Source organism: Spirosoma oryzae (assembly GCF_003002825.1).
GTDB lineage: Bacteria > Bacteroidota > Bacteroidia > Cytophagales > Spirosomataceae > Spirosoma > Spirosoma oryzae.
In genome coordinates, this window is sequence record NZ_PVTE01000024.1 from 17,659 (window position 1) to 42,828 (window position 25,170).

The 25,170-nt window shown below is 54.7% G+C and carries 19 protein-coding genes and 1 pseudogene; 2 read left to right on the plus strand and 18 right to left on the minus strand.

Going from position 1 to position 25,170, the window contains the following annotated elements; genetic code table 11:
• Nucleotides 1-5 precede the first annotated feature (5 nt).
• The 18 genes from CLV58_RS21880 to CLV58_RS21970 all read right to left on the minus strand — a co-directional run bounded on the left by CLV58_RS21880 (nt 6) and on the right by CLV58_RS21970 (nt 23,585).
• Complete coding sequence (locus tag CLV58_RS21880; RefSeq protein ID WP_106139974.1) at nt 6-1,034, minus strand: sugar kinase; 1,029 nt, start codon at nt 1,032-1,034, stop codon at nt 6-8.
• Nucleotides 1,035-1,047: 13 nt separating this feature from the next.
• Nucleotides 1,048-2,172 (minus strand): DUF4861 family protein, encoded by a 1,125-nt coding sequence (locus tag CLV58_RS21885; protein ID WP_106139975.1) that lies wholly within the window; start codon nt 2,170-2,172, stop codon nt 1,048-1,050.
• 19 nt (nt 2,173-2,191) lie between these two features.
• Nucleotides 2,192-3,148, minus strand: a complete 957-nt coding sequence (locus CLV58_RS21890; RefSeq protein WP_245882416.1) for an ROK family protein — start codon at nt 3,146-3,148, stop codon at nt 2,192-2,194.
• A gap of 77 nt (nt 3,149-3,225) precedes the next feature.
• Nucleotides 3,226-4,110, minus strand: a complete 885-nt coding sequence (gene kduI / locus CLV58_RS21895) for a 5-dehydro-4-deoxy-D-glucuronate isomerase (RefSeq protein WP_106139976.1) — start codon at nt 4,108-4,110, stop codon at nt 3,226-3,228.
• Between the two features lie 197 nt (nt 4,111-4,307).
• On the minus strand, nt 4,308-6,011 hold the full coding sequence (locus CLV58_RS21900; RefSeq protein WP_106139977.1) for a glycoside hydrolase family 43 protein: 1,704 nt from the start codon (nt 6,009-6,011) through the stop codon (nt 4,308-4,310).
• Nucleotides 6,012-6,056: 45 nt separating this feature from the next.
• Nucleotides 6,057-7,313 (minus strand): sugar MFS transporter, encoded by a 1,257-nt coding sequence (locus tag CLV58_RS21905; RefSeq protein ID WP_106139978.1) that lies wholly within the window; start codon nt 7,311-7,313, stop codon nt 6,057-6,059.
• 328 nt (nt 7,314-7,641) lie between these two features.
• Entirely contained in the window at nt 7,642-7,821 is a 180-nt protein-coding gene (locus tag CLV58_RS29225; protein ID WP_106140017.1) for a DUF3500 domain-containing protein, read from the minus strand.
• 1,198 nt (nt 7,822-9,019) lie between these two features.
• Nucleotides 9,020-9,718, minus strand: a complete 699-nt coding sequence (locus tag CLV58_RS21920; RefSeq protein WP_106139979.1) for a LytR/AlgR family response regulator transcription factor — start codon at nt 9,716-9,718, stop codon at nt 9,020-9,022.
• Entirely contained in the window at nt 9,715-10,896 is a 1,182-nt protein-coding gene (locus CLV58_RS21925; RefSeq protein ID WP_106139980.1) for a sensor histidine kinase, read from the minus strand. The genes CLV58_RS21920 and CLV58_RS21925 overlap by 4 nt, the downstream gene beginning before the upstream one ends.
• A gap of 138 nt (nt 10,897-11,034) precedes the next feature.
• A complete protein-coding gene (locus CLV58_RS21930; RefSeq protein WP_106139981.1) occupies nt 11,035-12,621 on the minus strand; it encodes a Na+/H+ antiporter in 1,587 nt (528 codons plus the stop codon).
• Between the two features lie 178 nt (nt 12,622-12,799).
• Nucleotides 12,800-15,067, minus strand: a complete 2,268-nt coding sequence (locus CLV58_RS21935; RefSeq protein WP_106140019.1) for a TonB-dependent receptor — start codon at nt 15,065-15,067, stop codon at nt 12,800-12,802.
• A 17-nt stretch (nt 15,068-15,084) separates the two neighbouring features.
• On the minus strand, nt 15,085-16,587 hold the full coding sequence (locus CLV58_RS21940) for a capsule assembly Wzi family protein (protein WP_106139982.1): 1,503 nt from the start codon (nt 16,585-16,587) through the stop codon (nt 15,085-15,087).
• Nucleotides 16,588-16,596: 9 nt separating this feature from the next.
• Entirely contained in the window at nt 16,597-17,163 is a 567-nt protein-coding gene (locus CLV58_RS21945) for a DUF3526 domain-containing protein (protein ID WP_106139983.1), read from the minus strand.
• Entirely contained in the window at nt 17,156-17,392 is a 237-nt protein-coding gene (locus CLV58_RS21950) for a hypothetical protein (protein WP_146141501.1), read from the minus strand. Before CLV58_RS21950 ends, CLV58_RS21945 begins: the two co-directional genes overlap by 8 nt.
• The gene (locus tag CLV58_RS21955; protein WP_106139985.1) at nt 17,377-19,047 is read right to left on the minus strand and encodes a carboxypeptidase-like regulatory domain-containing protein; all 1,671 of its coding nucleotides are present in this window, start codon (nt 19,045-19,047) and stop codon (nt 17,377-17,379) included. The genes CLV58_RS21950 and CLV58_RS21955 overlap by 16 nt, the downstream gene beginning before the upstream one ends.
• A 62-nt stretch (nt 19,048-19,109) precedes the next feature.
• Nucleotides 19,110-20,447, minus strand: a complete 1,338-nt coding sequence (locus CLV58_RS21960; RefSeq protein ID WP_245882417.1) for a HupE/UreJ family protein — start codon at nt 20,445-20,447, stop codon at nt 19,110-19,112.
• 12 nt (nt 20,448-20,459) lie between these two features.
• A complete protein-coding gene (locus CLV58_RS21965) occupies nt 20,460-21,641 on the minus strand; it encodes a DUF3500 domain-containing protein (RefSeq protein ID WP_106139986.1) in 1,182 nt (393 codons plus the stop codon).
• 498 nt (nt 21,642-22,139) lie between these two features.
• The gene (locus tag CLV58_RS21970) at nt 22,140-23,585 is read right to left on the minus strand and encodes a DUF3500 domain-containing protein (RefSeq protein ID WP_170108758.1); all 1,446 of its coding nucleotides are present in this window, start codon (nt 23,583-23,585) and stop codon (nt 22,140-22,142) included.
• Nucleotides 23,586-24,318: 733 nt separating this feature from the next.
• Between CLV58_RS21970 and CLV58_RS28145 the strand changes: the two genes are divergently transcribed.
• Entirely contained in the window at nt 24,319-24,549 is a 231-nt protein-coding gene (locus tag CLV58_RS28145; RefSeq protein WP_146141502.1) for a hypothetical protein, read from the plus strand.
• Between the two features lie 15 nt (nt 24,550-24,564).
• A pseudogene (locus tag CLV58_RS21980) lies at nt 24,565-25,170 on the plus strand (polyphosphate polymerase domain-containing protein); the annotation flags it as partial.

Consider the following 25,170-nt stretch of genomic DNA (forward strand, 5'->3'; position numbering starts at 1 on the left):
AGCGTCTAGGAATAAGAAAGCGAACCAGTTGCTCGGGCCTGAATTTGTTTTACCGTCTGCCGGGTGGCATCACCGGATTCCTGCAACTTGCCGAAAGCGGCCTGTGTAGCAAAGCCGACAATCTGCTGGGGAGAAAGCTGATGACGAAACCCGTAAATTAGCCCGGCCATGTAACAATCGCCACTGCCCACCCGGTCCACCACGGTACTGGTATAAAGTTCGTTCGATACGTATTGCTGCCCTTCGCTATAGAGCGTTGTATAATAGCGCAGACCAGTCGGTGGATCATCGAACCGGAACGTATTGGCAATCGCTTTGCAGCGCGGAAACCGCTCCTGTATGGTCTGTGCCGTTGTTAGCGCATGAGCCAGGTAGCCGGCCTGCGTGCTACCCTCTCGGATGGAATCGGCCAGCGGAATGCCTAGTAGCGAATTGGCAGCCCAGATGTTTCCCATCACGATGTCGCAATACTCAACCAGACCGGGCATAACTGTCTGGGGAGAAACGCCGTATTGCCAGAGATTAGCCCGGTAATTCAGATCGATCGAGATAGTGATCCCTTTTGCCGAAGCCGTCTGTACCAGTTCCAGGCAAACAGCGGCTGCGTTGGCGGTCAATGCCGGACTGATAGCGCTTATGTGCAGCCAGTCGGCATCACCCAGTAGCGTGTCCCAGTCGGTTTGATTGGGCATTCGGCGGGCAAACCCCGATTCCGCCCGGTCGTAGATAACTCCGGTACTTTTGAGATCGGCTCCCTGGGGTAAGTAGTACGTGCCGATTCGGTCAGCTGATCGCAGCATTCCGGTCGTATCGACGCCTTGCTGCTCGACAAACGCCACTAGTTCATCACCCAATACGGTAGTCGGAACAACTGAACTGTAGCCGACTGGTGTATGCCAATGGGCCAGGGCGCGGGCTACGTTCAACTCAGCGCCACCGACATGAACAGGCATCTGACAGGTCTGCAACCAGTCGCCATTCAACGCGGGCGAAAACCGGAGCAGCAGCTCGCCAAAACAGATAACGTGAGACATCGTTCGAGAGGGCTTATTTTCCGACGGCGATACGAGGGGGATGGTTACGCTGCTGCGCAAACTGGCGCAGGTAAGCAAACCAGTCCTGACTTGAGGTGATGCGGCCCGCTTTGTCCCAAGCACCACCCGTGTAGTAGAGCAGGTCACCGGCTGGGGGGGCATCGAGCCGTGCTAGCAGATGATCGTACTTCGTCAGCAGCCGAACGGGCGTAACCGGAAATACGCAGCCGATACCCAGTGTACCATCGTTGCCGTGTTTCGGCTCCCAGTAACCCAGCACACCCGCTTTTTCGTCCAGCAGGACCGGACTGGGCTCTTTGCGCTGGCTGATGCCAACCACCATCGGCAGGGCCTTTCCTGAGTTTTGTTCGATGTGGACCTGTACTTTGTTAAGCTGCGAGCCGGCATCCAGCGATACCGTCCGTACTTCCCGAACCGTAATTCCATTGAATGTGTAGGGGTCGAACCGCACGCGGAACGTGGTGCGCAGGGGGCCGTTGTCCAGCACTTCCCAGCTCGTGTAGTTATGGATGAAGTGGAGCGAATCGTTCAGAAAAACAGCGATGTCGCCCGCCCCGAGGGTCAGCCCCACGTGGTAGTAATCCAGCCCCTCACCGTGGTCGTTGTGGTAATCGTTTTCCTTGTACCACTTATTCAGAATCAGTTGATTCGTCCGTTTAGCCCAGATGTCGGTGCCGTAGGCATTGTCCGACCGTCCGTTCAGGGCCGCACCGTAGATTCGAAACGCTACCCGGTCGTTCTCCCAGGCAAAATCGTCGAAGCGTTCGGGGACGTAGCGACCATAGGTTTTAGAAACAGCCGGTGCTGGTTTACCTCCTCGTAGGGTCAGCCCAATCGACTGTTTGGGGCCAATGGATACCTGAACCAGCAGGTGCTGCACGTCTTTCGTCCCCCGACGTTCCAGTTGATACGCCACCGGCTGCTGACTTCCCATTAGCAGTACCTGCAAATTCGTCGTGTCGACGTTGGGATAGGCCTTTTTTACCGTGGCCCAGGGAATCTCGATGACCTGCTCATTAAGCGGTACGTCAGCCGGGTTGTTGATCCGAATCGGCGACTGCGCTCCGACGTAATGACTAAGCAGAAAAAGCGAAACAAACGTAGTAAACAGGTTCATGATTTTATCGTTGAGTCGATTACAATAAGGCGGCTCCAAACACACCGGCACTGTCGCCCAGTTTGGGTTTTAGAAAGAGCGTTTCCAGCCGATTGTCGTTGAATACGTATTTTCGGGCCCGCTCGACGCCCTCCGTGTACAGCAAATCGACGTTGCCCACGCCCCCGCCCAGGATGATGGCATCCGGGTCGAGCATATTGACGATGGTCGAGACCGCGCGGCCAAAATACGTCAGCAGCCGCTCGACGGTGGCGTTGGCTACGGGGTCGATTCGTTGGTGGTAGCGTTCCAGAATTTCCTTCAGGTTGCGGTTTTCCCCACTCTGTTCGAGGTAATACCGTTGCAGGGCCGGCCCGGAAATAACCTGTTCGTTACAGCCGCGCTTACCACAGTAGCAGGCGTAGCCGTTCTCTTCCAGGCTATTATGGCCCCACTCGCCACCGATGCCCTGACGGCCCGCCTGGACGATGGCCTGTCCATCCAGTCCCCGGAAGACGATGCCCCCTCCGACGCCCGTTCCCAGGATTACCCCGAAAACGGTCCGGTAGTCGGGAACGACATCCTGCACAATACCCATCGTGGCTTCCGAAAGCGCAAAGCAGTTGGCGTCGTTCGTCAGGGCAACGGGTACACCAAGCGCCTTCGACAAATCATCCCGAAACGGTTGCCCGTTGATGCAGGTCATGTTCGAGTTCTTCATGGTGTTGGTCGCCGGATCGATGGTGCCGGGCGTACAAAAACCAATGCGCTCGGGTTGTAGCCCCGTTTCGGTTTTCAACAAATTGATGAGCCGGACAATCTGACTGACGATGTGATCGTAGCCGTAATGCGATTCGGTGTCGATTCGCCGGCGAGTCAGTACGGCATTGGGCGAGGGAGCGGACAGAATAACCCCCTCGATTTTGGTGCCGCCTAAATCGACACCCCAGTAGGTTCGCCCGGATGATGGGTACAGGCGTTCAGATAAATCGTTCAAGTTATTGTGTATCAGCAAGGCAATCGACCGGATAAAAACCAGGCGGACCAGGCCGCACAGGTCGGGCGTGGTTCGGCTTACCGTAGTTCGATAATCGGGCAGAAATCCATATCGCCATAGTCGAGGTTTTCCCCGGCCATCCCCCAGATGAAGGTGTAGTTGGACGTACCGGCTCCGGAGTGAATCGACCAGTTGGGGGAAATGACCGCCTGCTCGTTCTGCATCCAGACCGGACGTGTTTCTTGTGGCTGGCCCATAAAATGACAGACACTTTGTCCCTTTGGCAGCTCGAAGTAGAAGTACACTTCCATACGCCGGTCGTGGGTATGAGCGGGCATGGTATTCCAGACGCTGCCCGGCTTTAGTTCGGTCATCCCCATTTGTAACTGGCAGGTTGGCAATACGCTGTTGACCAGCAACTTGTTGATCGTACGGTGGTTGGCCGTTTCGGGGCTACCCAGTTCGACTACGTCGGCGTCAGCTTTCGCTACTTTACGGGTTGGATAGGCATAACCCGCTGGGGTCGAGTTCAGGTAAAATTTTGCGGGATTGGCCGCGTCGAGCGAAGCAAACAGAACCTGCTGCGTACCCTGACCAACATAGAGGGCTTCTTTGAAATCGAGATCGTACGCCACACCATCGGCAATCACCTGACCGGGCCCACCCACGTTGATCATACCCAGTTCCCGACGTTCCAGGAAAAAGGACGCTTTCAGTTGAGCCGGTGCTTCCAGCGTTACGGGTTCCGTTCCGGGCATCACGCCACCGGTCAGGTAACGGTCGAAGAAGGTAAGTACCCAGGTGAACTGATCGGCGACGAACAGATTCTCGATGAGAAAATGCTGCCGGATCTGTTCGGTATTCATCGTCTTTACTTCGGTTGGTGACGATGCGTATCGGCTTTCGAACGAAATGGGCGATTCTCCCTTACCGACAATAATGGTATCCTGTTCTGGTTGCATAGATAAGTTGATGTGCGATCTGCCCTGGCTGGCTCAAGAATCGTGAGGGTTCTGTGTAACGACGACTGCCTTCATACATTAAATAGTCTTGTCGAAGGTAGTAATACCCCTTTTTGTGAAGTTTATTACCCCGGGTGTTGTCTAGCAACGTATCGAATCGGCGAAAGTAACAGCAACGCAGCTCACCAGACTGCCCATCAGGGTCTGGTACTGCCAGCCGCCGATACCGGCTCGATCCGAAACCAGTCGATGTCGGCGTAGCTACCCGTTCGGACGCCCCGCTGGCTGGTGCAGAACAAACCCACCTTCGCACTCGTCCACTTCTCCTGCTGTGCGTTGAAGGATTTGCCAATCGGCCGGTACGTCTGGCCGTCCAGACTGTAGCTGAACTGACACGTGGCATCGGGACCTGTGACCTGAACCCGGAGGTAGGCCATACCCGTCGGGAGGGATTGCTCGGCCACGATCTGCTCGGGACTTTGGTTCATCGCATCTTTACAGAAGACCTGGCGCAGTTTATAGCCCGTACTGTCCCGGCTAATCGACAGATAGCCATAGTCGTTACCCATCACTACGAGGCCCGCACTTTTGCCGGGGGTATCCCACTCGACCGTGAGTTTGACCGGGGCCGTGGCCATAAAATCGGGGGCGGGAAATTTCTGCAGCAGCAGGTTGGGCGTCGGCCACAGGTTGACGGCTTTGTCGGGCTGGGGAATGGCAAAAAGCCGCAGCGACTGCTTGCCCCGCATAAGCGCGCTCCAGGTAACCCGTGGGTTGGCCTGCCACTGCCACTGTAGCCCCAGCGTATCGGTATCGAACTCGTCGCTGCTGGCGGGGACGGTAATGGCTACCCGCTGCCCCACTGCCGGTTTGCGGTACGTAGCGACCGGTTCACCGACGCCGTTTCCGTCCTGATCCTGACCCATCAGGGGCCAGTCGTTCACCCAGCGAAGGGGCTGTAGGTGCAACACCCGGCCATAAGCCCCCGCATCCTGAAAGTGTATAAACCAGTCTTCGCCGGGTCTACCGGTAGCCGTGGGCACGTCGATCCAGGCCCCCTGGTGCGGTCCATTGATGGCGGTTTTGCCCTGCTCCAGCACGATTTTGGCTTCGTAGGGACCGTAGATGTTTTTCGACCGAAGCGCCAGTTGCCAGCCCGTGGCCACGCCCCCTGCTGGAGCCAGCAGGTAGTAATAGCCATTTCGTTTGTAGAGTTTGGGGCCTTCGAGCGTGTGGTGCTGATCGTGCCCGTCGAATACGTGTTTACCCTCGTCCAGCACCGCCATTCCGTCGGGGCTCATGCGCCGAAGTGTAAGCACGCTGTTGATCCCCGCCCGGCTGGCCGCCCAGGCGTGTACCAGGTACGCCTGTCCGTTATCGTCCCAGAACGGACAGGGATCGATGATGCCTATTCCGGGCAGCATAAGTACCGGAGCCGACCAGGGACCGGTTGGCTGTCTGGCCTTTACGACGTACACACCGTGGTCGGGATCGCCCCAGTAAATAACAAACTCGCCGTTGTGAAACCGCATCGTGGGGGCCCATACCCCATAGGCGTGCTGCGGTACGTCGAAAAAGTCGGCGGGGAGTTGTTTGGTCAGCGCGTGACCGATGAGTCGCCAGTTGACCAGATCACGGGAATGCAGGATGGGCAAGCCCGGCATACAGTGAAAGCTGGAAGCCGTCAGGTAGTAATCGCGCCCCACCCGGATCACGTCGGGGTCCGAATAGTCGGCATTCAGGACCGGATTTTTGTAGGTGCCATCGCCCCGGTCGGGTATCCATACCGGCGCATTCGCTACCGTTGTCGACGCTGGTTTTACGACTGGTAGTTGCTGAGCCGCACCCAGCTTACTAAGTACCAGGGCTACGCTAAAAATCAAACTCGTTGCTGTATTCATACGTCTGTCGCTACCGATTTTACCCGCCCGGCGTTAGGCCGCAGGCTAGCTGATTTTGTAGAATCGGGCTCCGAACAGAAAAATCACAACGTAGCAGATGATGGGCAGGTAGTAGGCTGCGGCCACGTCGGTATCGGCGAGCTGGCCCATCAGGGGCGGGAACAGCGCTCCGCCCACAACGCCCATAACAATAAACGACGATGCCTGCTGGGTTTTGTCGCCCATCCCTTTCAGGCCCAGGCTAAAAATGGTGGGAAACATGATGCTGAAAAAGAAATTAAGCATCAGCAGGGCTACGAACGACGGCCAGCCAAAACTCTGCGCGATAATCAGGCACATCAGCACGTTGCCCAGCGCGAAACCAGCCAGTAACTTGTTCGGGGCGATAAACTGCATCAGGTACGTTCCCACAAACCGGCCGATCATCATCATCACCATACTGAGCGCGAAATAGTAGGAAGCCTGTTCGGCCGCGAAGCCCATTTTCTCGATGCCGTAGTTGATAAAAAACGCCCATGTACCACCCTGGGCCGCCGTGTTGAATAACTGGGCAATGACGGCCCAGATAAAATGCGGGTATTGCCATAAGCTCCGAGTTTGTCGAGCGGTATCAGGCGCGGTAATCGTTGCATCGGCTTCTGGCTCGGTGGTGTGTGTATCCTGAACCGCTGGGACCTTAACAAACGAAAAGGCAATAGCGATGCTTAGAATAACCGAGCCAATGATGATGTAAAGCATCTTCACCGACTCCAGGTCGTTGGAGTGTGCCTGTCCACCCCGCAGGATGAAATACCCGCCGATGAGTGGGCCGATCACCGCACCCAGTCCGTTGAACGACTGGGCAAAGTTGATGCGCTGATCGCTGGTGCGCTGGTCGCCCAGACCCGCGACGAAGGGGTGCGCTACGGTTTCCAGCGTAGCCAGGCCGCACGCCAGAATAAACAGGGCAATCCGGAAAAACCCGAACGATTCGGCATTGGCCGCCGGCACGAACAGGAAGGCCCCCAGAGCGTACAGGGCCAGTCCGAGCAGCACGCCTTTCTTGTAGCCGAACCGTTTCATAAACAGTCCGGCGGGGATACCCATGATAGCATAAGCCCCGAAAATCGAAAACTGCACCAGCCCCGACTCGGCCTTGGATACGTGCAGCACGTTCTGAAAATGCCGGTTCAGCACATCGCCCATCGTAATGGCAATGCCCCAAAGCATAAACAGCGACGTGACGAAGATGAACGTAATGAGATACTTTTTCTCGGTAAACGAAGCGGGTGTTACGGTGGCGGGTACGGAACTCGGTTGCATAAGCGAAGGATAAGGGGCTTTATACAGCCCCTTGGTGGTAAATAGTAATCGACCGGAACCAGATACCCCACTTTGATTAGAGATTTTTTGGCATTGGCACTAACCATCGAACCATCCTGGTTTACATTCTACTGCGGGCTTAAAAAACGTATTTCCTGCGAGTGAGCGTTATCGTGGGAATCGACAAGGTAGCTTACTCCTCCGAACTGTTCGGTTTCAACTAATTGACCTTTCTGATGATTGACCGAATAATTTTCAACAAAAAACCGGTGAAGGCAGCCTTCACCGGTTCAGTACCGTTTTTTATTAGATCGGGTCAACCAGTGGGCTAGTTACCACCATAGTCCGAAGTTTTGTCCCGCCATACCGAGTGCGAATGCGACGCACTAAACACAATACCACCCTGGGCCGTCCACTCGATCCAGACGAGGGGACCGTCAATGCGAACATAATCGCCCCGGGTGTTCAGAACGGTCGAACCGGAATAGGTAATATAGGTGTTATCCAGCTCGTTCTGATACTAGGTCAAAAAGGCCCTCGATTTGGCGACATCGTTTACGTACAGTTTGATGGTATTCACCACCAGTTCTTTTTAGGCCGTTGTCAGCGTGCTGCATTTTACGCCAGAGTAGGTACTGGGAAACTTATTATCCTGCTGAGGTCCGGCCACCAGATCGCTCACCGCCAAGCTGAGTGTGGTCGTAGCCAGGTTAGTGCTGGAGAAAAATAGACTAATGAAAGCGCTTTTCACCTATTTTAGGGCGATACCAGTGGCTACGTTGTAAGTAAAGCTGGCAATCGGCTCAACACTCCGGAACGAGGGGTAGCCGCTACCAAGACCCCATCTTTGTATGTGTTAGTTACGACAACATGGTGCCCACCAAACTGAATCTCGAAAGTACCACTAGTGAATGGTGTACCCCAAAAAGAATAATTTGCGTTCCTATGACCACCCCCGCTGATCGATACCAGATAATCATCGGCATTCAGGCATGTTTAGTTTCGTCATAGCTTTCACTAGTAGACGTACCCAGAATTCCTATCCGCAGCGCCTTTACATACTAAATCTGAACACCAGCGCCTAGGGGAAATTAGACCACTTGACGGCGTTGACTTTCGAATAATCCAACCAAATTGTGGCTAATTGGGTGCTGCTGAGTTTGGCCTTGAAAACACTCGCCAAACAGATTATTTTGGCAACACCCGACGACAAACTACATTCTGGAATGGTAGCGGCACTGGTCAGTGTGCGGTGTGTTGTACTGGTCGTACCTGACGAGTCAACCTCTGTTTTGGAACAACCCGCTAACGGGACTACAGCAATTATTAACAAAGAAACAAGTTAATTCACGCGCCTGATAATTAGGGATTTGACTGTGAAATAGTACGTTGTATTCACTCATCAGAACGGGCGACCTGACGGTCCTCCCCCCCCCCTACTTTGAAAAACCGTTCGGGTGCAGAAATGAGCAGTGGGCCGAATAGTGGTCTGGGGTAACCAAGCTGGCTTTGTGGCGAATGTGCGAAAGTTGGGGGCTAAATAAGGGGGTAGGAAACCCACCATCAACGCCTTTACACAAAAAGCATAGCGTCTCCCTCTCGGAATGCCCCCTACGCGCTGGTGAACCAGTGATCGCTTCCGACTCATCCATTTGCCCTGTAGACAGTCGAAAACAAGTGGGCATGGCCGGATGGCAGACACCGGCTTACTTGACAAAACCAGCAAAAAAATCTTTTTCATAGCTGCTGCTGATGGGAATCTCTTCCTCACCAATCACAATCAATTTGTTGCGGATCGCCTGAATCTTATCGGTCGCTACGATGAACGAGCGATGAGCCCGCACGAAACGACCCGTCGGCAACTTCTCCAATATGGCTTTCATCGTCAGCCGAACCACCAGCGGCTGCCCCGTCGACCGGTGAATCTTCAGGTAGTTGTCCAGCCCTTCGATGAACAGAATGTCGGCGATGGCTACTTTCACCAACCCATAATCGACCCGAAAATAGAGGTGCGTCTGTTGGGCATTACCATCACTGGACGACTCTTTGAGGGTTTGCCAGCGTGCGAAAGCGCGTTGGGTGGCTTTGTTGAACCGATCGAACGTAAAAGGTTTCAGTAAATAATCGACCGCTTCTACGTCGTAGCTTTCGGCGGCAAACTCGCTGTAGGCCGTTGTGAAAATAACCATCGTCTGCTGATTGATAGAGCGGTAAAACTCCAGTCCCGACTCGCGGGGCATATTGATGTCCAGAAAGACCAGGTCAACCGAATAACGCTCCAGATACAGCCGGGCCTCTCCCGTTCGCGTGAATGTGTTGACCGATTCGATCGAGTCAATCCGGTTACAGAAGGAAGTAATTACGTCCAGGGCGGGCGCTTCATCATCCAGGGCCAGGGCTTTCATAGACTCATGGATAAGGTAATGCGAAATTCGGTAGTGGTATCGTCAATCAGCAACTGATGAGCCGACGGGTAGAGCAGCCGCAACCGCTGCCGGGCATTCTGCAAGCCAATACCAGTCGATTTTTCCAATTCGCTGGTTTGCACTTTTCGATTGGCTACCAGCAGCTGCAGGTTGTGTTCCTGCAAGGTGAGATGAATGGTAATGGGCGACTCTTCTTCGGGACTGACGCCGTATTTGAACGCATTTTCGATAAACGAAAACAGGAGCAACGGAGCAATCTGCAAGCCGTTGGGCAACCCTTCTACCAGGTAATCCACCTGCACGGCATCGCGCAGACGAGCCTTCTGTAAATCGATGTAATTGCCGATATAGGCAAGTTCGTGGCTGAGCGGCACCCGGCCGCGGTGGGCATCCCGGATGTTGTACCGCATAAACTCGGAAAGTTTGACGACGGTATCGGCCGTACGTTCGTCGTTCCGAATGGCCAGGGCGTAAATGCTGTTGAGTGTATTGAACAAAAAATGGGGTTGAATCTGAGCTTTCAGCTCACGTACCTCCGCCTGTAACCGATCGTTTTCCACCTGTCGCAGACGACTGGCCGTCTGCACCAGTACAGACAACAAGGTACTGACACTACCCAGCAGGAAAAACAGGGCAAGTTTAACCGGCAGTAACAGATGCCCCATCGGACCCATTGGCCGAGTGTGGGATGGGGGCCATCCAGGTACCGATGGCGACGCGCCATTAGGCTTGAACAGGGGGTCCTGAGAAGGCGGAAATCGGTCTGGCTCTAATGCAAAAGTCGGCTGTTCCAGCATCATTTCTGCCACAAAAATCTGGTAGAACCAGGCGGTAAGCGTGGGCTCTTTAGGCGGTTTGAAAAATACCCACTGCTCGACCCGATAGGGCAGATAGACCGCTACCAACACGCAGCTAATGGCGATGAATGCGTACTGTCTATACCGTTTGGCCAGAAACAGCCGTGGCACGAATACCGTGTGGTTAATGATTGAGAAAAGTACCAGCAGTACGTAGGCCAATGTATTCTGAACTAGGTGTTCGTAAGGGTTGAGGGGACTCCAGCTCACGCCCGCGTACACGAAATAAAAGACCGGCAGGGCAACCAGCCCCAGCCCGATCAGCAGTTGTGTCGGATTGAACTTAATCCAGGTTGCCATTTATGCAGTTGATAATACACAAAAATAAAACGGCTGATCAGGGCATCGATATAAAAGTGGTCAATACCCGAAATGACGGGGTAAATAAGATGGCAAAACCGGCGGAGGCTGCCCGCCCCCCAAACTACCGGATGGTGGTCAGGAAATAGTCATCTGTTCCAGATCGAGTTCGTATTCTTTCTGACGAATCAAGCCATCGCTGTACTGATTCGTACGCCGTAGTCGGTGCAGTTCTTCCCGCTGAACGGTCAGTAGTTCCTGCCTTAACCGGCGATAGCGCATCTCGGCGGACGCCTGCTTTACAACCTCCCCGATCGGATGGCGTTGGGGCTGCGAAACGATAGCCTCGTATTTTTCCCGCTGACGGATGAACGATGTCAGGGTCGTGGCTTCCTGCGGATAGTTTGTCTCGATATGCTGCAAGGCCCGGCCGGCCAGACGAGTGGATAGCGACCTGAGTTGCCGATCGTCTGCGTTGAACTGAGGAATAGGCAACAGGCGAATCAGGGAGGGCAGCGACAAGCCCTGTACCAGCAATGTGAAAACAATGACGCTGAACGAGATGAAGATGATCAGCGCCAGAAACGGAAAATGAGACTGATCAAGCAGGCGGGGGGGCAGGCTCAGGGCCGACGCCAGCGTGACAACACCCCGCATACCACACCAGCTCGTCAGGGTAATAAGTTGCCAGTCCAGATCTGCTTTCTGTTTCCCGGTACCGCGGTGAAGCCACTGAGTCAGGTGGGTAACCGGAAACATGCAGGCCAGACGAATGCCAATCAGGGCCAGACTGAAAATTAGCCCAAAGCCGATAGCTGCGGAAAAGGAAACACCTTCGGGATGGAGACGGCTAACGATCAGCGGAAGCTGAAACCCCACCAATACAAACGCCAGCCCGTTCAGCACGAACGTCAGTGTATTCCAGACTCCGAGCATTTGCAGCCGGGCCTGGCTGGTCAGCAGGCGGGATGCGTGGTACGACAAAAGCAACCCACCACTCACGACAGCCAGTACCCCCGACGCATGAACCTGCTCTGCCGTCAGATACATCAGGTAGGGCGTGGCCAGCGAAATAAGCGTATCCATCGTGGAGTCGGTTGGCAGGAAACGATGAATCAGGTAAATAATACCTGCCACACCACACCCAATACCGATACCAAGCAAACTGTCTACCATAAACGATAGTCCGGCTTCCTGTATCGAAAACTGACCGGATAAGATCGCCACGAGCGAAAACCGGAACAAAATCAGGCTGGTTGCATCATTGATCAGGCTTTCTCCTTCCAGAATCGTGACGGTACGGGCGGGCAGTTTGACTTTTTGCAGAATGGAGGTAGCCGCCAGCGCATCAGGCGGTGCAATGATGCTACCGAGCAACAACCCCTGAGCCAGCGAAAAACCGGGAATGATCAGGTGGGCCAGCAGGCCGATGCCCCCCGCCGTAACGATTACCAGGCCAACGCCGTGCAAACCGATCTGCAACCGATTTTCCCAGAACTCATGCCAGTGCGTATCCCAGGCCGCCCGAAAGAGCAGGGGCGGCAACAGAATAAAGAAAATCAGATCGTGTTTGACCCGCAGGGGCGGCATACCGGGTAGCAGACTAAGGCCCAATCCGGCAATGACCAGAAATATGGGTGCCGAAATCCCCAGTCTGGTACTGACCATAGTCAGCGCAATCAGGGTTAACAACAGGGTAATGATCAGAATTAAATGACTTTCCATCGGTTACGAAGTATGGACTCGGTCAATGAACGGACGCCCGCCCAACTTGTCTGCGTCTTGTTTGTTAAAGAACGGTATTGCGCCCGGTTCCGGATCGAAAACGAACGTTGCTGAATACCTGATTGGGCAAATCGAATTACTCGTTTTCATCGGTGGAATACAGTACGCCAGCGAGTCATTACCAGAAATAGGTTAGACTCAGCCGGGCGAAGAAGGGCGTACCGGGCGTAAAGTGAATTTCACTGACGGGTTCCGCTTCGCCTTTCAGCCGACTTTCGGTATCGAACTGTGTCTCCTTCCAGCGCGTGTTCAGCAGGTTCTGGATGGACAGGCCGAGGGTGTACTTGCTGCGACTGTAGTTGGCTTGCAGGTCCGTTACAAAATAGCCCGTCGCCACTACGGTATTGTCTTCGTTGGCGGGTCGGTCGGCCATGTACCGGTATCGTAGCGAACCACTCAGCCCGCGCCCGGTTTGCAGCGACAAGCCACCCGTCGAAGTAAATACGGGAGCCAGCGGCAGGTAGTTCCGACCGGCTTCGGCATCTACAGAACGGGGATTGGCCGTATTCAGGTCTACGTCGGCGAAGAGCGATTTGGTGAGTTGGTAGCGGGCCGATACGTCCAGACCCATCCGGCGCGAACGGCCACTGGGTTCGACAACACCCTCGTCGCCCACATAAACAAACTCCTGTTGCAGATACAGATACCAGGCCGCCGCGTTGACCAGCAGACGGGGAAACGGCTTGACGACAATGCCCAGATCGGAGCCGTAGCCACCCGGCAAAATCTGCCTGCTACTTTCGGCGGTTACGACCCGCGCGTCGTTGGAGTGAAATCCCTTTCCGGTATTGAGGTACAGTTGTAAGCCCGAATTGACAATGTAATACAGGTTTAGTTTGGGCGATACAATAGCCTGCGTGACCCGTTTGATGGTGACGGGACTAGCCAGTAAATCTCCGTATTGTGATCGGAAATAATCGACCCGCACCCCGGCGTTGAGCGTAAAGCGACTCGACAGGGCCACGGTCTCATCGACGTAGAGAGCGGCATTGATTTCGTTGACGTTGCCGTACTGAAGCCGTTCCAGCGTGATGGTGCGGTCTTTCGTGTGCGCTAGTTCCGAGCCCTGCGTTAAATCCTGGCGGTATTGGGCACCCAGCGTCGTTATCCAGCTCGTTTTGCCGATGGCCGTCTGGGTGGTGTAACTCCCGTTGTAACCGAACAGGTTCCGGCGCTCTTTCTGCCGAATCTGATCGCCGTTGATACTGTCCTTCAGGAAAAAGGTGAAGTTGGAGTATAGCTCGAAGTTGTAATTGCTGTAGAAAAACTGGTTTTTCAGGGCGTGGTTTCTGGGCGTCACGGTTACCAGTTGAGCGTTCAGATTCGTGCGGCTCGTTTCCCCGCCTTCGGTCGGATCGACGGAACCAAACCAGCCGGTCAGGCCGGATTCTACGGCCCGGTCGGGTATCTGGCCGGAATGGTTCCACTTGCTCCAGAACGTAGAACCGGTCAGGGTCAGGTTCGTACGGGCCGAAAAATGACCGTGGTACTTACCCAGTACGTTCACACGCTTGAAATGCTGCGGGTTGTCAAAGTACGAGTTGGCGTACGAGTACTCCGAAGCCAGATAGGCCGACTGTGTTTTTGTGCCCCCCCGCTCCCCCAGCAGATCAATACCGGCTACGGCGCGGTAGGTATCGAACTGCCCCGCTTCCAGCTTGACAAACGAGCGATCCAGGGCGGTACGGGTACGGAAATCGGCCCAGCCGGCGGTAGCCAGGTTTCCTTTATCGGTAGTATATGGCCCTTTTTTGAAATCCACGCCTTCAACCAGTTCGGGAATGACAAAATGCAGATCGGCATACCCTTGCCCGTGTGCGTGTGACACCATGTTGACCGGCATTCCATCGACCGTCAGCCGAATATCGGTTCCGTGATCCAAATCGAACCCCCGCAAAAAGAGCTGCTCGGCTTTGCCACCGCCCGCGTGTTGCCCGATAAACAGGCCGGGAACCAACCGCAGAATCTCCTGCGAATTAGTGATCGGGCGTAGTTTTATATCCAGGCTGCTGATCGGCTGCTGATCGTGGACACGTATGGTCGATACCTGTACCTGGCTTAGCTCGATCGGCGCACTGACCAGCATGACGTTGATCTGTGTAGTCTGATCATTCGCTACGGTGGCGGCAACGGACTGATTTTGAAACCCAACGTGCGAAAACGCCAGTGTGTACGGAGCCGCGACCAGGTTGGCGAATCGAAACTGACCGAGTTCGTCGGTGATCACCAGTCGGCCCTGGCCCACCAACTGAACCGATACATTCCGCAGCGGTAGCCGGGTCGATTGATCGTAGACAACCCCGGCCACGTTGCCCAGATGGGCCAATGCGGTCTGGGCCGTCAGAACGCCAATTAGTAGTGTGGTAAGTAGTTTTTTTAGTTTCATCGCTTGTCGGTAGATTTTCACCAGTTTTTTCGCAATCCAACTAATACGCCCGTCGAAGGTGGCAGCAAACGCCCCCGGTCGACGGCTATCGATGTTATCGCCTGTATTTTGGGCAGGCGGGGCAAGGTCCATCGTACGCTCGACAGGTACGATAGCTGCCCGTATGGGGTAGCGTAAGGGCTACTGTACGTACCGTAATTCTGGCTGAACGAAAGCCGAAGCGTCCAGTCGATAGCTCGCCCGAACTGGCCGCTGGCCCCCAGGTAAAGCATTTTCAGCCGGTTGTTGGGGAAGAACTGAGCCCCCTGCGCCGAGGGTTGTAGTTCACGCTGGGGGCCGATGAAGGGCGTACCGATGGTATTACCCAGATACGACCAGCCCTCCCGGTACTGACCGTGGTTGAAGTAGTTATCGTCACCCTGGTAGGCGGCCGTGTAATCGAACGTTGGGCCACTCTGGTTCATGGTGGTCAGGTATTCCACAATCACCCGGTTCAGCCAGTGAGGGGTTACCGTTGGGTTTCGACGCCAGCTAAGGCCGGTCAGACCATCCGGTACGTTCTGCCAGACCAGGCCGGAAAAATCGTCGTAGATATGCTGGTGGTACAAAAACCAGGTTCCCTGACTGGTGGTCAGGTCGAGACCGAGGTCGGTACTGCCCAGCCCGTTTCCGAACCAGTACGCGCCATCGAAACTTGAGTAATCGTCCGTTTGCCAGCTATCGGGTCGTTTGCCCAGTACGACGTAGGGATAGTATTTGAACTGCGACGGCAGTTTGCCGTTGACAGCCGCCGTCGATCCGATCAGGTAATCGGCCTGCCCGCCCCACTGCACTTCGTGGTTGATACCCACATAGCCTTTGAACCGACTGGCGGGTTTACCTAACCGTACGTACAGGTACTTCTGGTGCAGATACGACCCCTGAATGTAGGCCCCGGTAAACCAGCCATGCACAAAACCTGCGTTCAGGGCAACGAACTTTCGGGTAAAGCCCAGCGGAACATACCCCACCGTAGCCAATTGAACTTTAGGAACGGGCAGCGCATTACCCGATCCATTGATGAAGCCCGACGAGAGCGTCGAATCACCCAGGCCGGTCAGTTGTCGCCACCGCCCAACGGAAAGTTCTACGGATTTCCAGCGCACTTTCCCGTACAGTTCGGGTAATAGCACCCGGCTATCGGTGGCGGCATTACCAACCACCTGCGCGCCCACCGCCCAGTCGAACCGGCGGGCGCGGCTGGCCGTATCGGTTCTATAGGGTTTCCAGATGCTGGCCCCTAACCTACCGGCGGGAGTTGTCAGCGGCACCGTTCCCCACTGGTTGGCCCGGAGCCAGAACGGCATCGCCTGTTCCGAAGCCGCCCAGCCATCCACATCCACCTGCCCCTGCCACTTCGCCGGGTGTTCCGATTGGGCCAGCCCGACCTGGGCGAGTAGGCACAGGCCGCTCAGGAGCCACCCTGCCAGGTACCTGAGCCGGTTTTGCTCAGGCCGTATTATTTGTTTTTTAGTGGTCATAGTCAGTGGTCAGCGACTGGCGTAGGTAATACGTTGGTAGCCAACGATTAGCAGTCCGGCAACCAGGGTCAGGTACGTCAGGAGCAGCCAGCCGATGGGGAGCCAGCCGTAATCGGCGTAGGTTCGGGGCGCAAAGCCCGGAATCGCGTCAGCATCGCGTACGGTAGAGGTTCGGTAGGTCTGCTGGGTAGCCATTTTAGGGTAAAAAAACTGCTGGGTTCTAACCCGAAACGCGTCGACATCGTGGCTGAACTGGTTGAACTGCTGCCAGTGCGTACCGGCCAGCGCAGCCAGCACCTCCTGCATCATCAGCGCCGGACTAAGAAAATGCAACCAGCCGATGAGTTGCTGCTGCCGTTGAATCTGCCCGAACAGCTTGTCTTCCGCCACTCGTGAAGCAGCATCTTTGATGAGCTGGCTTTTGTTAACGATTACGCCGTAGCCGTAGACCATGCCGGGCGTAACGAAGGATGCCTGACGAATCATGGTTCGGGGACTGCTGAAGACGTCTTTCGTCAGCAATTGTCCGTCTTTTTCGAAGTAACGGTTGGTGGCAGCCCGCTCTTCGTTAAGCATCGAAATCCGGCTGGGGATCGGGCACAGCCGATTCTGGCCGATCAGAACCGCTAGTACGGGCAACACGATAGCCCAGACGAACAGACCGTACCGGATGCCAGTACAAAACCAGCCGGGCAATCGACTGGTTGCTGGTTTTAAGCAACACCCACGTCCCCTGCTCTTTCTCCAGCGACAGCATATTGTAGGTAAAGACAATGATCAGCAGCGGAATCAAGTAAACGACCACGAACGAAAAATTGAAATTACCCAGGAACTGAAGCCGCGGTTGATCAGCCCACCCGGTATATGATAATTGGGTATTTCGGCACCATAGACTGGGTTATTGACATCGAGGGGGTAGTACTTGAGCTGGGTCTTTCCGCCGGCATCGACATACGTGTCGTACTGCACGTAGCTGTCGGCCCGAAAGCGCTTCTGGTTGAGATCGGTACCCGCCAGAACCTGGTGCCGAATGGTTCCCGTTACGACGCTGCCGTTGACGAACGCCTGCTGCGAGAATACGTCCGTGCGGTTCAGGTCGTACTTGGGATTGCGAAGCAGGATGGTTGGGGCCGCCGTATTGACGCCCGTGACCCACATATAGGCTCCTTCGTTGTCGTTTCGCATGAACGCCCCCCGGATAGTGAGTTGCCAGTTGCTGTTGAACTGATGGGAGAACGTCAGAAAGCCTGTATGGTCGGAGACGTGGTAGGGATTCAGGCTGGGTTCGGCAATGGCAAAGTCGACCGGAAGAGAGCCAAATCCACCGGGCGAATCCACGCCGGGCGAATCCACGCCGGGCGAATCCACGCCGGGCGAATCCACGCCGGGCGAATCCACGATGGGGCTGCTCAGACCGTAGCGAAACTGCTGGTAGGTGTACTCCGCCGACACGTAGGTCCGTCCGCTGACATGGTACCTGAGCACGGGCGCGATCAGAAAACGCCGGTTGTAATCGAACTTGACGAAGGAATTCGTGCTCATGCCCATGCCCATGGCGTTGAGCCGGTAGAGCAGTTTACCTTTTTTGTCCAGCTGTCCGTCGAAGTCAGCCGCGAGCCGGTAGAAATCGAAGCTGCCGAACATGGCTGTCAGCGTACGTCGGGGGGCACCCGTTGGCTGTTTGGTCACTACATTGAAGCTACCAGCCGGATCACCAATATTGTTCATGAACAGCGACGGGCCTTTGACAAATTCAACCCGGTCGATAATCGATGCGTCTTCCGGCTGGGGACCCCGGTAGATCGGAGCCAGGTCGACCCCGTTGCGCAGTGCCGCAATTTGCCCACCCCGCATAAACAGGTACGGTCCCAGATTATTCGATACCTCCTGTCGAATCACCCCGCTGATGTTACGGCTGACATTATCGGTCATGTTGAAGCTACCCTGGTCGAAAATCTGCTCCGGGGTAATGGTCTGAATGTTCTGGGAAAGGTTGATGAGGGGCGTCCGTAGCCGCAGGGCCGACGAGATCGTATTGGTGGCATATTGCCGGTAGTATTTCGAGCTAACGGTGACCTCGTCGAGTACCTGGATAGTGGTAGCTTCCAGCGCAACGGTCAGGGTAGTGGGGGTTTCGGTCGTTATGGGTACCCGCTGCGTGCGATAGCCCAGGTGGCTCACCTGAATGTAGGAAACGGGCTGACCCAACTGAACGGCAAAATAGCCAGCGCTGTCGGTTACGGCTCCCTGCCCGCGGATGGCGGCACCGACCAGGGGCGTTTCGGGCCGTTCAGCATCGACAACTCTACCGCGCAGTACCTGCGCCAGAGCCAGCGAGGGCGATAGAATGAACAGGAAAATCAGCAGTAGAAAACGGATGATTGACGGAAGCGTAGGCAGGTAGACGACCGGTAATCGTACAGACTGCCGATAAGGCATGGGGCATACTGTCGTGTACATCGAATGGGATAGGTGTTACGTGTGTTGATCTGACAGGCTTCGGTTTCGAGCGGTAGGTACCGCTACAGAATCGGTTTTTTTACCGAAGCCGATCGGCTATTCTTCCAGCTGGCCCAGCCGGCTAGCAGCGCCAGCCCGGCCAGCAGCCAGCCCACGTGGGTACGTTCGGCTTCTAGAAGGTGCGTAACGGCGTTGGGCCGTTCGGTGAGCCGTTCCACAATCCAGGCAATGGCGGCCACGCCCGCCAGCAACGCTCCCCCATTTCGAACGTAGGTATACGTCGGCGTGCGGCTGAGAAGCATCAACCAGGGCATGGTCAGTAAAATGACCAATAACTGCATCAGTTCGATACCGAGATTAAAACCCAGAATACTGAGTGCCATGGGGCCGGCGTCGAGTTGCAGATTCGACAGGGTACCAGCAAACGCCAGTCCGTGAATCAGGCCGAAGCCAGCCGCTACCCAGGTTTCGCGTCCCGGAAACAAAGGCCGCATAGCGTGCAGGGCCGACACCAGAATCGAAACGGCAATCAGGATCTCGACGGGCTGGCCTGGCAAACGAACCCAGCCCAGCGCACCCAGCAGCAGGGTCAGGGAGTGGCCCAGCGTGAAAGCGGAAACGATCTGTAACAACCGGATCGATCCCCGGCCGACGCCTCCGAACGGCCCCCACCGCCTACCCGCCACCAGCAGCGGGGCGGGCAACAGCAATACCAGCAAAAACAGCAGGTGGTCGGTACCTTCAGCGATGTGCTGCGTACCCAGCTTTACCATAGACCAGAAGCCCGTCCAGGTACTTCCCGACGCCAGGTTGACGGCCAGAGGTAGCAACCGATCATTGACGATGTCGAGGCTGATTTCGCCTACTTGTGCCGGTTCGGCTTCGGCCAGTTGTCCACCCGCCCAATCCTGCCGTACCGACACCAGAATCTTGTGTGTTCGGACCTGGTGTAGAACCGCGTCATAGTGAAACGTAAACTGCCGCACGTCTTCGCCCGCGGGTGGTACCATTTGAACCTGAGCCGTCAGTTCGCGGTATACGCCTACAATGGGATTCTGGCTTTCGTGAATGGTCAGGTCGCCAACCGACACCGTCCAGAAACGTCCGTCGGGACTTTGCGGCCGGATATGGCTTTTGAGGTAGTCACGTAACTGTGGACCCAGCCGTTCAACCAATCCCGCCGACGAGTCATTGACCGCGTGTCCCCAGGCTGACTGTAATTCGACGAGCGGAATCTGAAGTTCAGCGTCAATGCGATCAGCGTGTATGTTTAGCAACACCACCGAGTTCGGCATGGGGTGCGCCCATACTGGCTGAAGGGAGGCAAAGCCCATAAGTATGCCTGTAAAAATCATCAGCCGCCCTATCTGACGGCTGATGAAAAAAAATAATCGATTCACAGATTGGTAAGATTACTTAGTTCCGCCGTAGTCGGTCGTATGATCACGCCATACCGAGTGTGGATGTGGCGTATTCCGAATAACCACTCCTCCTTGGTACGAAAACTCGATCCAAACGCTGGGGCCATCGATACGAATGTAGTCATTCTGAGCGGTTACGCTCGTTGAGCCCGAATAAGCAATGTACGTATTGGCCAATTCGGAGGTGTATTTAGCTAATACGGTCGCGGCTGTCGTTGCATCCAGATCATTAACGTATAACTTGATGGCATTCAGTACCAGTGCTTGCTTGTCGCTGCTCAACGAACCTACCTGTAAACCAGATTTTGCGGTAGGAAACTGCCAGTCTTTGCCCGGTGCCAGAACCAGGTCGCTATACGTACCCGACAGTTTAGCCGTCGTTTGTTCGCTCGTGCTCAGAGCGGTCAGCATGGCTGCAAAAGCCAGCCGTTCCTGTTCCATAGGCTGATACGACTGGTTCGTCGCGGTATTGCTTACAACCGATGTTGGCTCAACGCCCCGGAAAGCAGGCGTATAACCCGAGCCGGCAGGACCATTGAACGTGTAAGGTTGGGTATAGTGGTGACCCGTGTAGAGGATTTCCCAGGTGCCAGTGGTGCTCGGCGTACCAACGATCGAAACAAAGAAGTTGCCGGCTCCGTAGCCTGCTCCCCCCCCGTTCGAGTACAGGTAGTTATCAGCCACCAGATTGCCCAGTAGTTCGTCATAGCCTTCATTCGCCGTGCCGAGTCCCTGTACTGCGACCATTAGATTACGGAAAGCGGTTAGCTGGGCCGTATTGAGAGAAGCCAGGTTCAAGCCATACCGTGCCGAAAGATTGGCTGGCAGGTTCGACCATTTCTGCGCGTTGGCCAGGCTATAGGTCAACTGAACCGTCGACAACTGGGTGCTGGAAAGTGTCGCTTTGAAAGCCTCGGTCAAACAGACAATTTTTGCCAGACCAGTGGCACTGGCGCAGGTGGTATTCGTCGTGGCGGACGACGACATGATCGCCGTGACGGTCAGCGAAGACGCCAGATCGACCGTCGAACTGGTTCCGGTCGTTCCCGTGGTGCTGCCAGGGGTAGTTGTGCCGCCGGGCGTACCCGGATTTACGGTATGATCCTGGCAGGCGAAGAAAGCTGCTGATAGAAAGCAGGCTAGCAAAATCGTAAATGAAAAGGTTTTTTTCATTGTGCGTAAAAATTGATTGTTTCGAATTAATTGACTTAATCTACCTAGCTATCAGACAGATATTTACTCATCGATCCTGCCTGCTAATAGTATTTGTGACTTCATAAGTGACTCCGTGCGGGCTCAAGAAACAGCCATAGTGTAGAAACTACCTACTGTTTATCTTCTGTACTCGCAGCAGCCGGCTACTGTTGCTGGATCATAGCGCGAGTGGGGTAAAGAGCCGAAATGTTGTGGTGAATGAAATCGACTGATCAGACAGCACTCATCCCGAATGAGTGCTGTCTTCTGACGCGGTAAAGATTACTCCTCGCCCTCACGTACAGAAAAAAAAGTGGTAAACGACCTCTATTCAGGGGTAAATGTTTCAGGAAGCGAAACCGAAAAATTCAACGGTATCGGTCAGGTGATGTATCGCATACGAAAAGAGCGCAGGGCTGCCAATTCTCTGAATCAGAGAATTGGCAGCCCTGCGCTCTTTTCGTACCTCAACTGATCCTAGTTACCACCGTAGTCGGTGGTATGGTCGCGCCACACCGAGTGCGAGTGGGGTGTGTTCTTGATGATAATACCCCCCTGGTAAGAAAACTCGATCCAAACGCTTGGCCCATCGATGCGGACGTAGTCGTTCTGGGTAGCCATCGCCGTCGTACCCGAGTAGGCAATGTACGTACCGGCTAGTTCCGAAGTATATTTGGCCAGCACACCAGCCGCCGTCGTCGCATCCAGATCATTAACGTAGAGTTTAATCGCGGCTAGCACCAGCGCTTGTTTATCCGTACTCAACGTGCTCACTTGCAAACCTGACTTTGTCGATGGGAACTTACCATCCTGACCTGGCCCCAGGACTAGATCACTGTACGTACCCGATAATTTAGCGGTTGTTTGTTCAGCTGTGCTCAGCCCTGTCAGCATAGCCGCAAAAGCAACCCGCTCCTGCTCGAACGCCTGGTACGTACGGCCCGCTGCGGTGACAGCCGCTTGTGGCTCGGTACCCCGGAAAGCGGGTGTTACTCCCGTAAAGGCACCAGCGTTGAACGTGTAAGGCTGGGTGTAGTGGTGACCGGTAAACAAAATAGCCCAGAGTCCCGTCGTACTGGGCGTACCCAGGAAGGAAACGTAGTAATTTCCCGCACCGTAGTCAGAACCTCCACCGATGGTAACTAAATAATCGTCGGCAACCAGGTTTCCGATCATTTCATCGTATCCTTCGTTGACTACTCCCAGTGCCAGCAAACCCTGCATCAGATTACGAAAAGCTGCCAGCTGGGTAGTAGAGAGAACGCCCAGATTGATTCCGTTACGGGCTGACAGGGCCGCTGGCAAATTTGACCATTTCTGCGCGTTGGCTTTCGTATACGTCAACTGCATCGTCGTCACTTGAGAACTACTCAGCGTTGCTTTGAAAGCCTCGGCCAGGGTTACTATCTGTGCAACCGTACTCCCCGACAAACTGGTCGTGGCCGACAGGGCGGTCGTAATGGTGCTGGAGTTAGTGGTTGTGGTCGTTCCCGAACTGGTCGAGCTAACAGTAAGCGCGAGACTACAACTCTGTCCGCCGAAACTAAGGGCAAAGGTTGCGGTGCCCGCTCCCGATGGGGTACCCGTAATGGCGTAGGTCAAATTACCGGCACCGCTGGCAAGGGTTCCCGCCTGAAGCGTAGCCGTCAAGCCCGTTACGCCCGTAGAACTGATTGCGCTGCCCGCTGAATAGGTCATCCCGTTACCACCTGTGTAGGGGACCGTAGCCGTGCCGGTGTATGTGGTGCCACTAACGGCGGAAGCGGAGTACGTGACGGAACTACAGGTCAACGCGCTGACACTCGCCGACGATGGTGTGACCGTACTCGAATCGTCAGTTGCTTTGCATGATTCAATTACTGTTATACTGCCGAAAACCAGCAGCGAAAGGACGACTGCTTTTGAGATATTTCTTTTTATCATAATACAATGTGTCGTAGTAGATATAGACGTGTAAACATACTCGAGCCGAAGAAAAGACGTTGCTTCGGCCCGGTTAATTGTGGCGAATCATTGATAAGTAGGGGTGAACAAGTTGTCATCTTATCGAGTGCTGGTCGCACTGATGAAAGGTTAGTCACAAATAATGAATCTTGTGGTTGGCTGCGGGCTGGGTCATGTAGCTAGTTCCATGGTGCCGGGGGATGAATACCGTGTGGTTGATGAATGAGAAACGTATCAGCTGTACGTATACCCGTGCGTTCTGATACCCGTGCGTTCTGAACCATGTATTCGTGGGGATTTAAGGGTTTCCGGCTCAGACCCGAATCTATAAAAGACTGGCAGGGCAACCAGCCCCAGACCGGCTAGCAACCGTATTTGATTTTGTGGCGAAGTGCGGATTGTTGTAGCCGTTGTACCTGCTCGTTCTACTGACTTTCCTACAACGGGCCCACATCGCTTCGTCCGCTACCAGCGAACTCCCCCCCCCGCGTACACCCATATTGGCTCATGAATGCTATGCCAAACATCACTAAAATTCTGAAGACATTTACAAAGAAGCCCCTTTCGCCGAATAAAATACCGTTACTAGTGCTACCAACCAAAGAGATCAACACAAATAACTTCTTAATGCAACGTTAATCTATACTGATGAGTAATGATCGTTACACCGTTTTTTGCTATTCGGCTGCTTCACTAATTATTCAAATAAATAATGAAAATAGCACACAGCGTACAGGCTCCTGCGTACTGGACACCTGATCTTGGCCTGATCGAAGCCATGACAGGCTTATTTGACTCGATGTCGCTGGCTGATCTGGATAAGGCAACGTTGATGAACCGGACCGATACCAAATACCTGCTGCCTGCTCGCGAATTACCGGATCTGCTGGACGCACTGCGAGAAGAGTATCGCTGGCTTGAAGTCGATGGGGTGCATCTTTGACCCTACGAAACGCTTTACTACGATACCGCCGATCTTCAGCTGTATCATGCGCATCTGACCGGCCGTGGTAACCGATACAAAATTCGCCAGCGACGCTATACACAGTCCGATCTGATATTCACCGAGGTTAAGCAGAAAGATCAGAAAAAAAGAACGGTCAAGAATCGGGTACGCTGCCCGAACAAATCCCTTGATACGCTGGGAACCTCTCTGGAGTCGACGCTGGATGAAACCAGCCGACTCTTCGTACAGCAACAGTTGAACCACACAGGTAGTGCACTAGAAACTAGCCAGTTAATACCCACTTTATGGGTAGGATACACCCGGTTGACGTTCGTCAGTCGAACTAACGCCGAGCGGCTGACGCTGGACCTGAACCTCACCTTCCAGGGCGCTGGGTGCCGAATCAGTTATCCGGATTTACTCATTGCGGAAGTGAAGCAGCCAGGTCGGCAGGCATCGGCTTTTTCGACGCTCATGCGGCAACAGTACCGCCGGGCGGGGGGCGTCAGCAAATACTGCCTGGGCCTGATTAGTCTCAACCCGACACTCCGACAAAATCAATTCAAACCGCAGCTCAAACGCCTTTACAAATTACTCGATCGTTCGTTCGCATGCTGA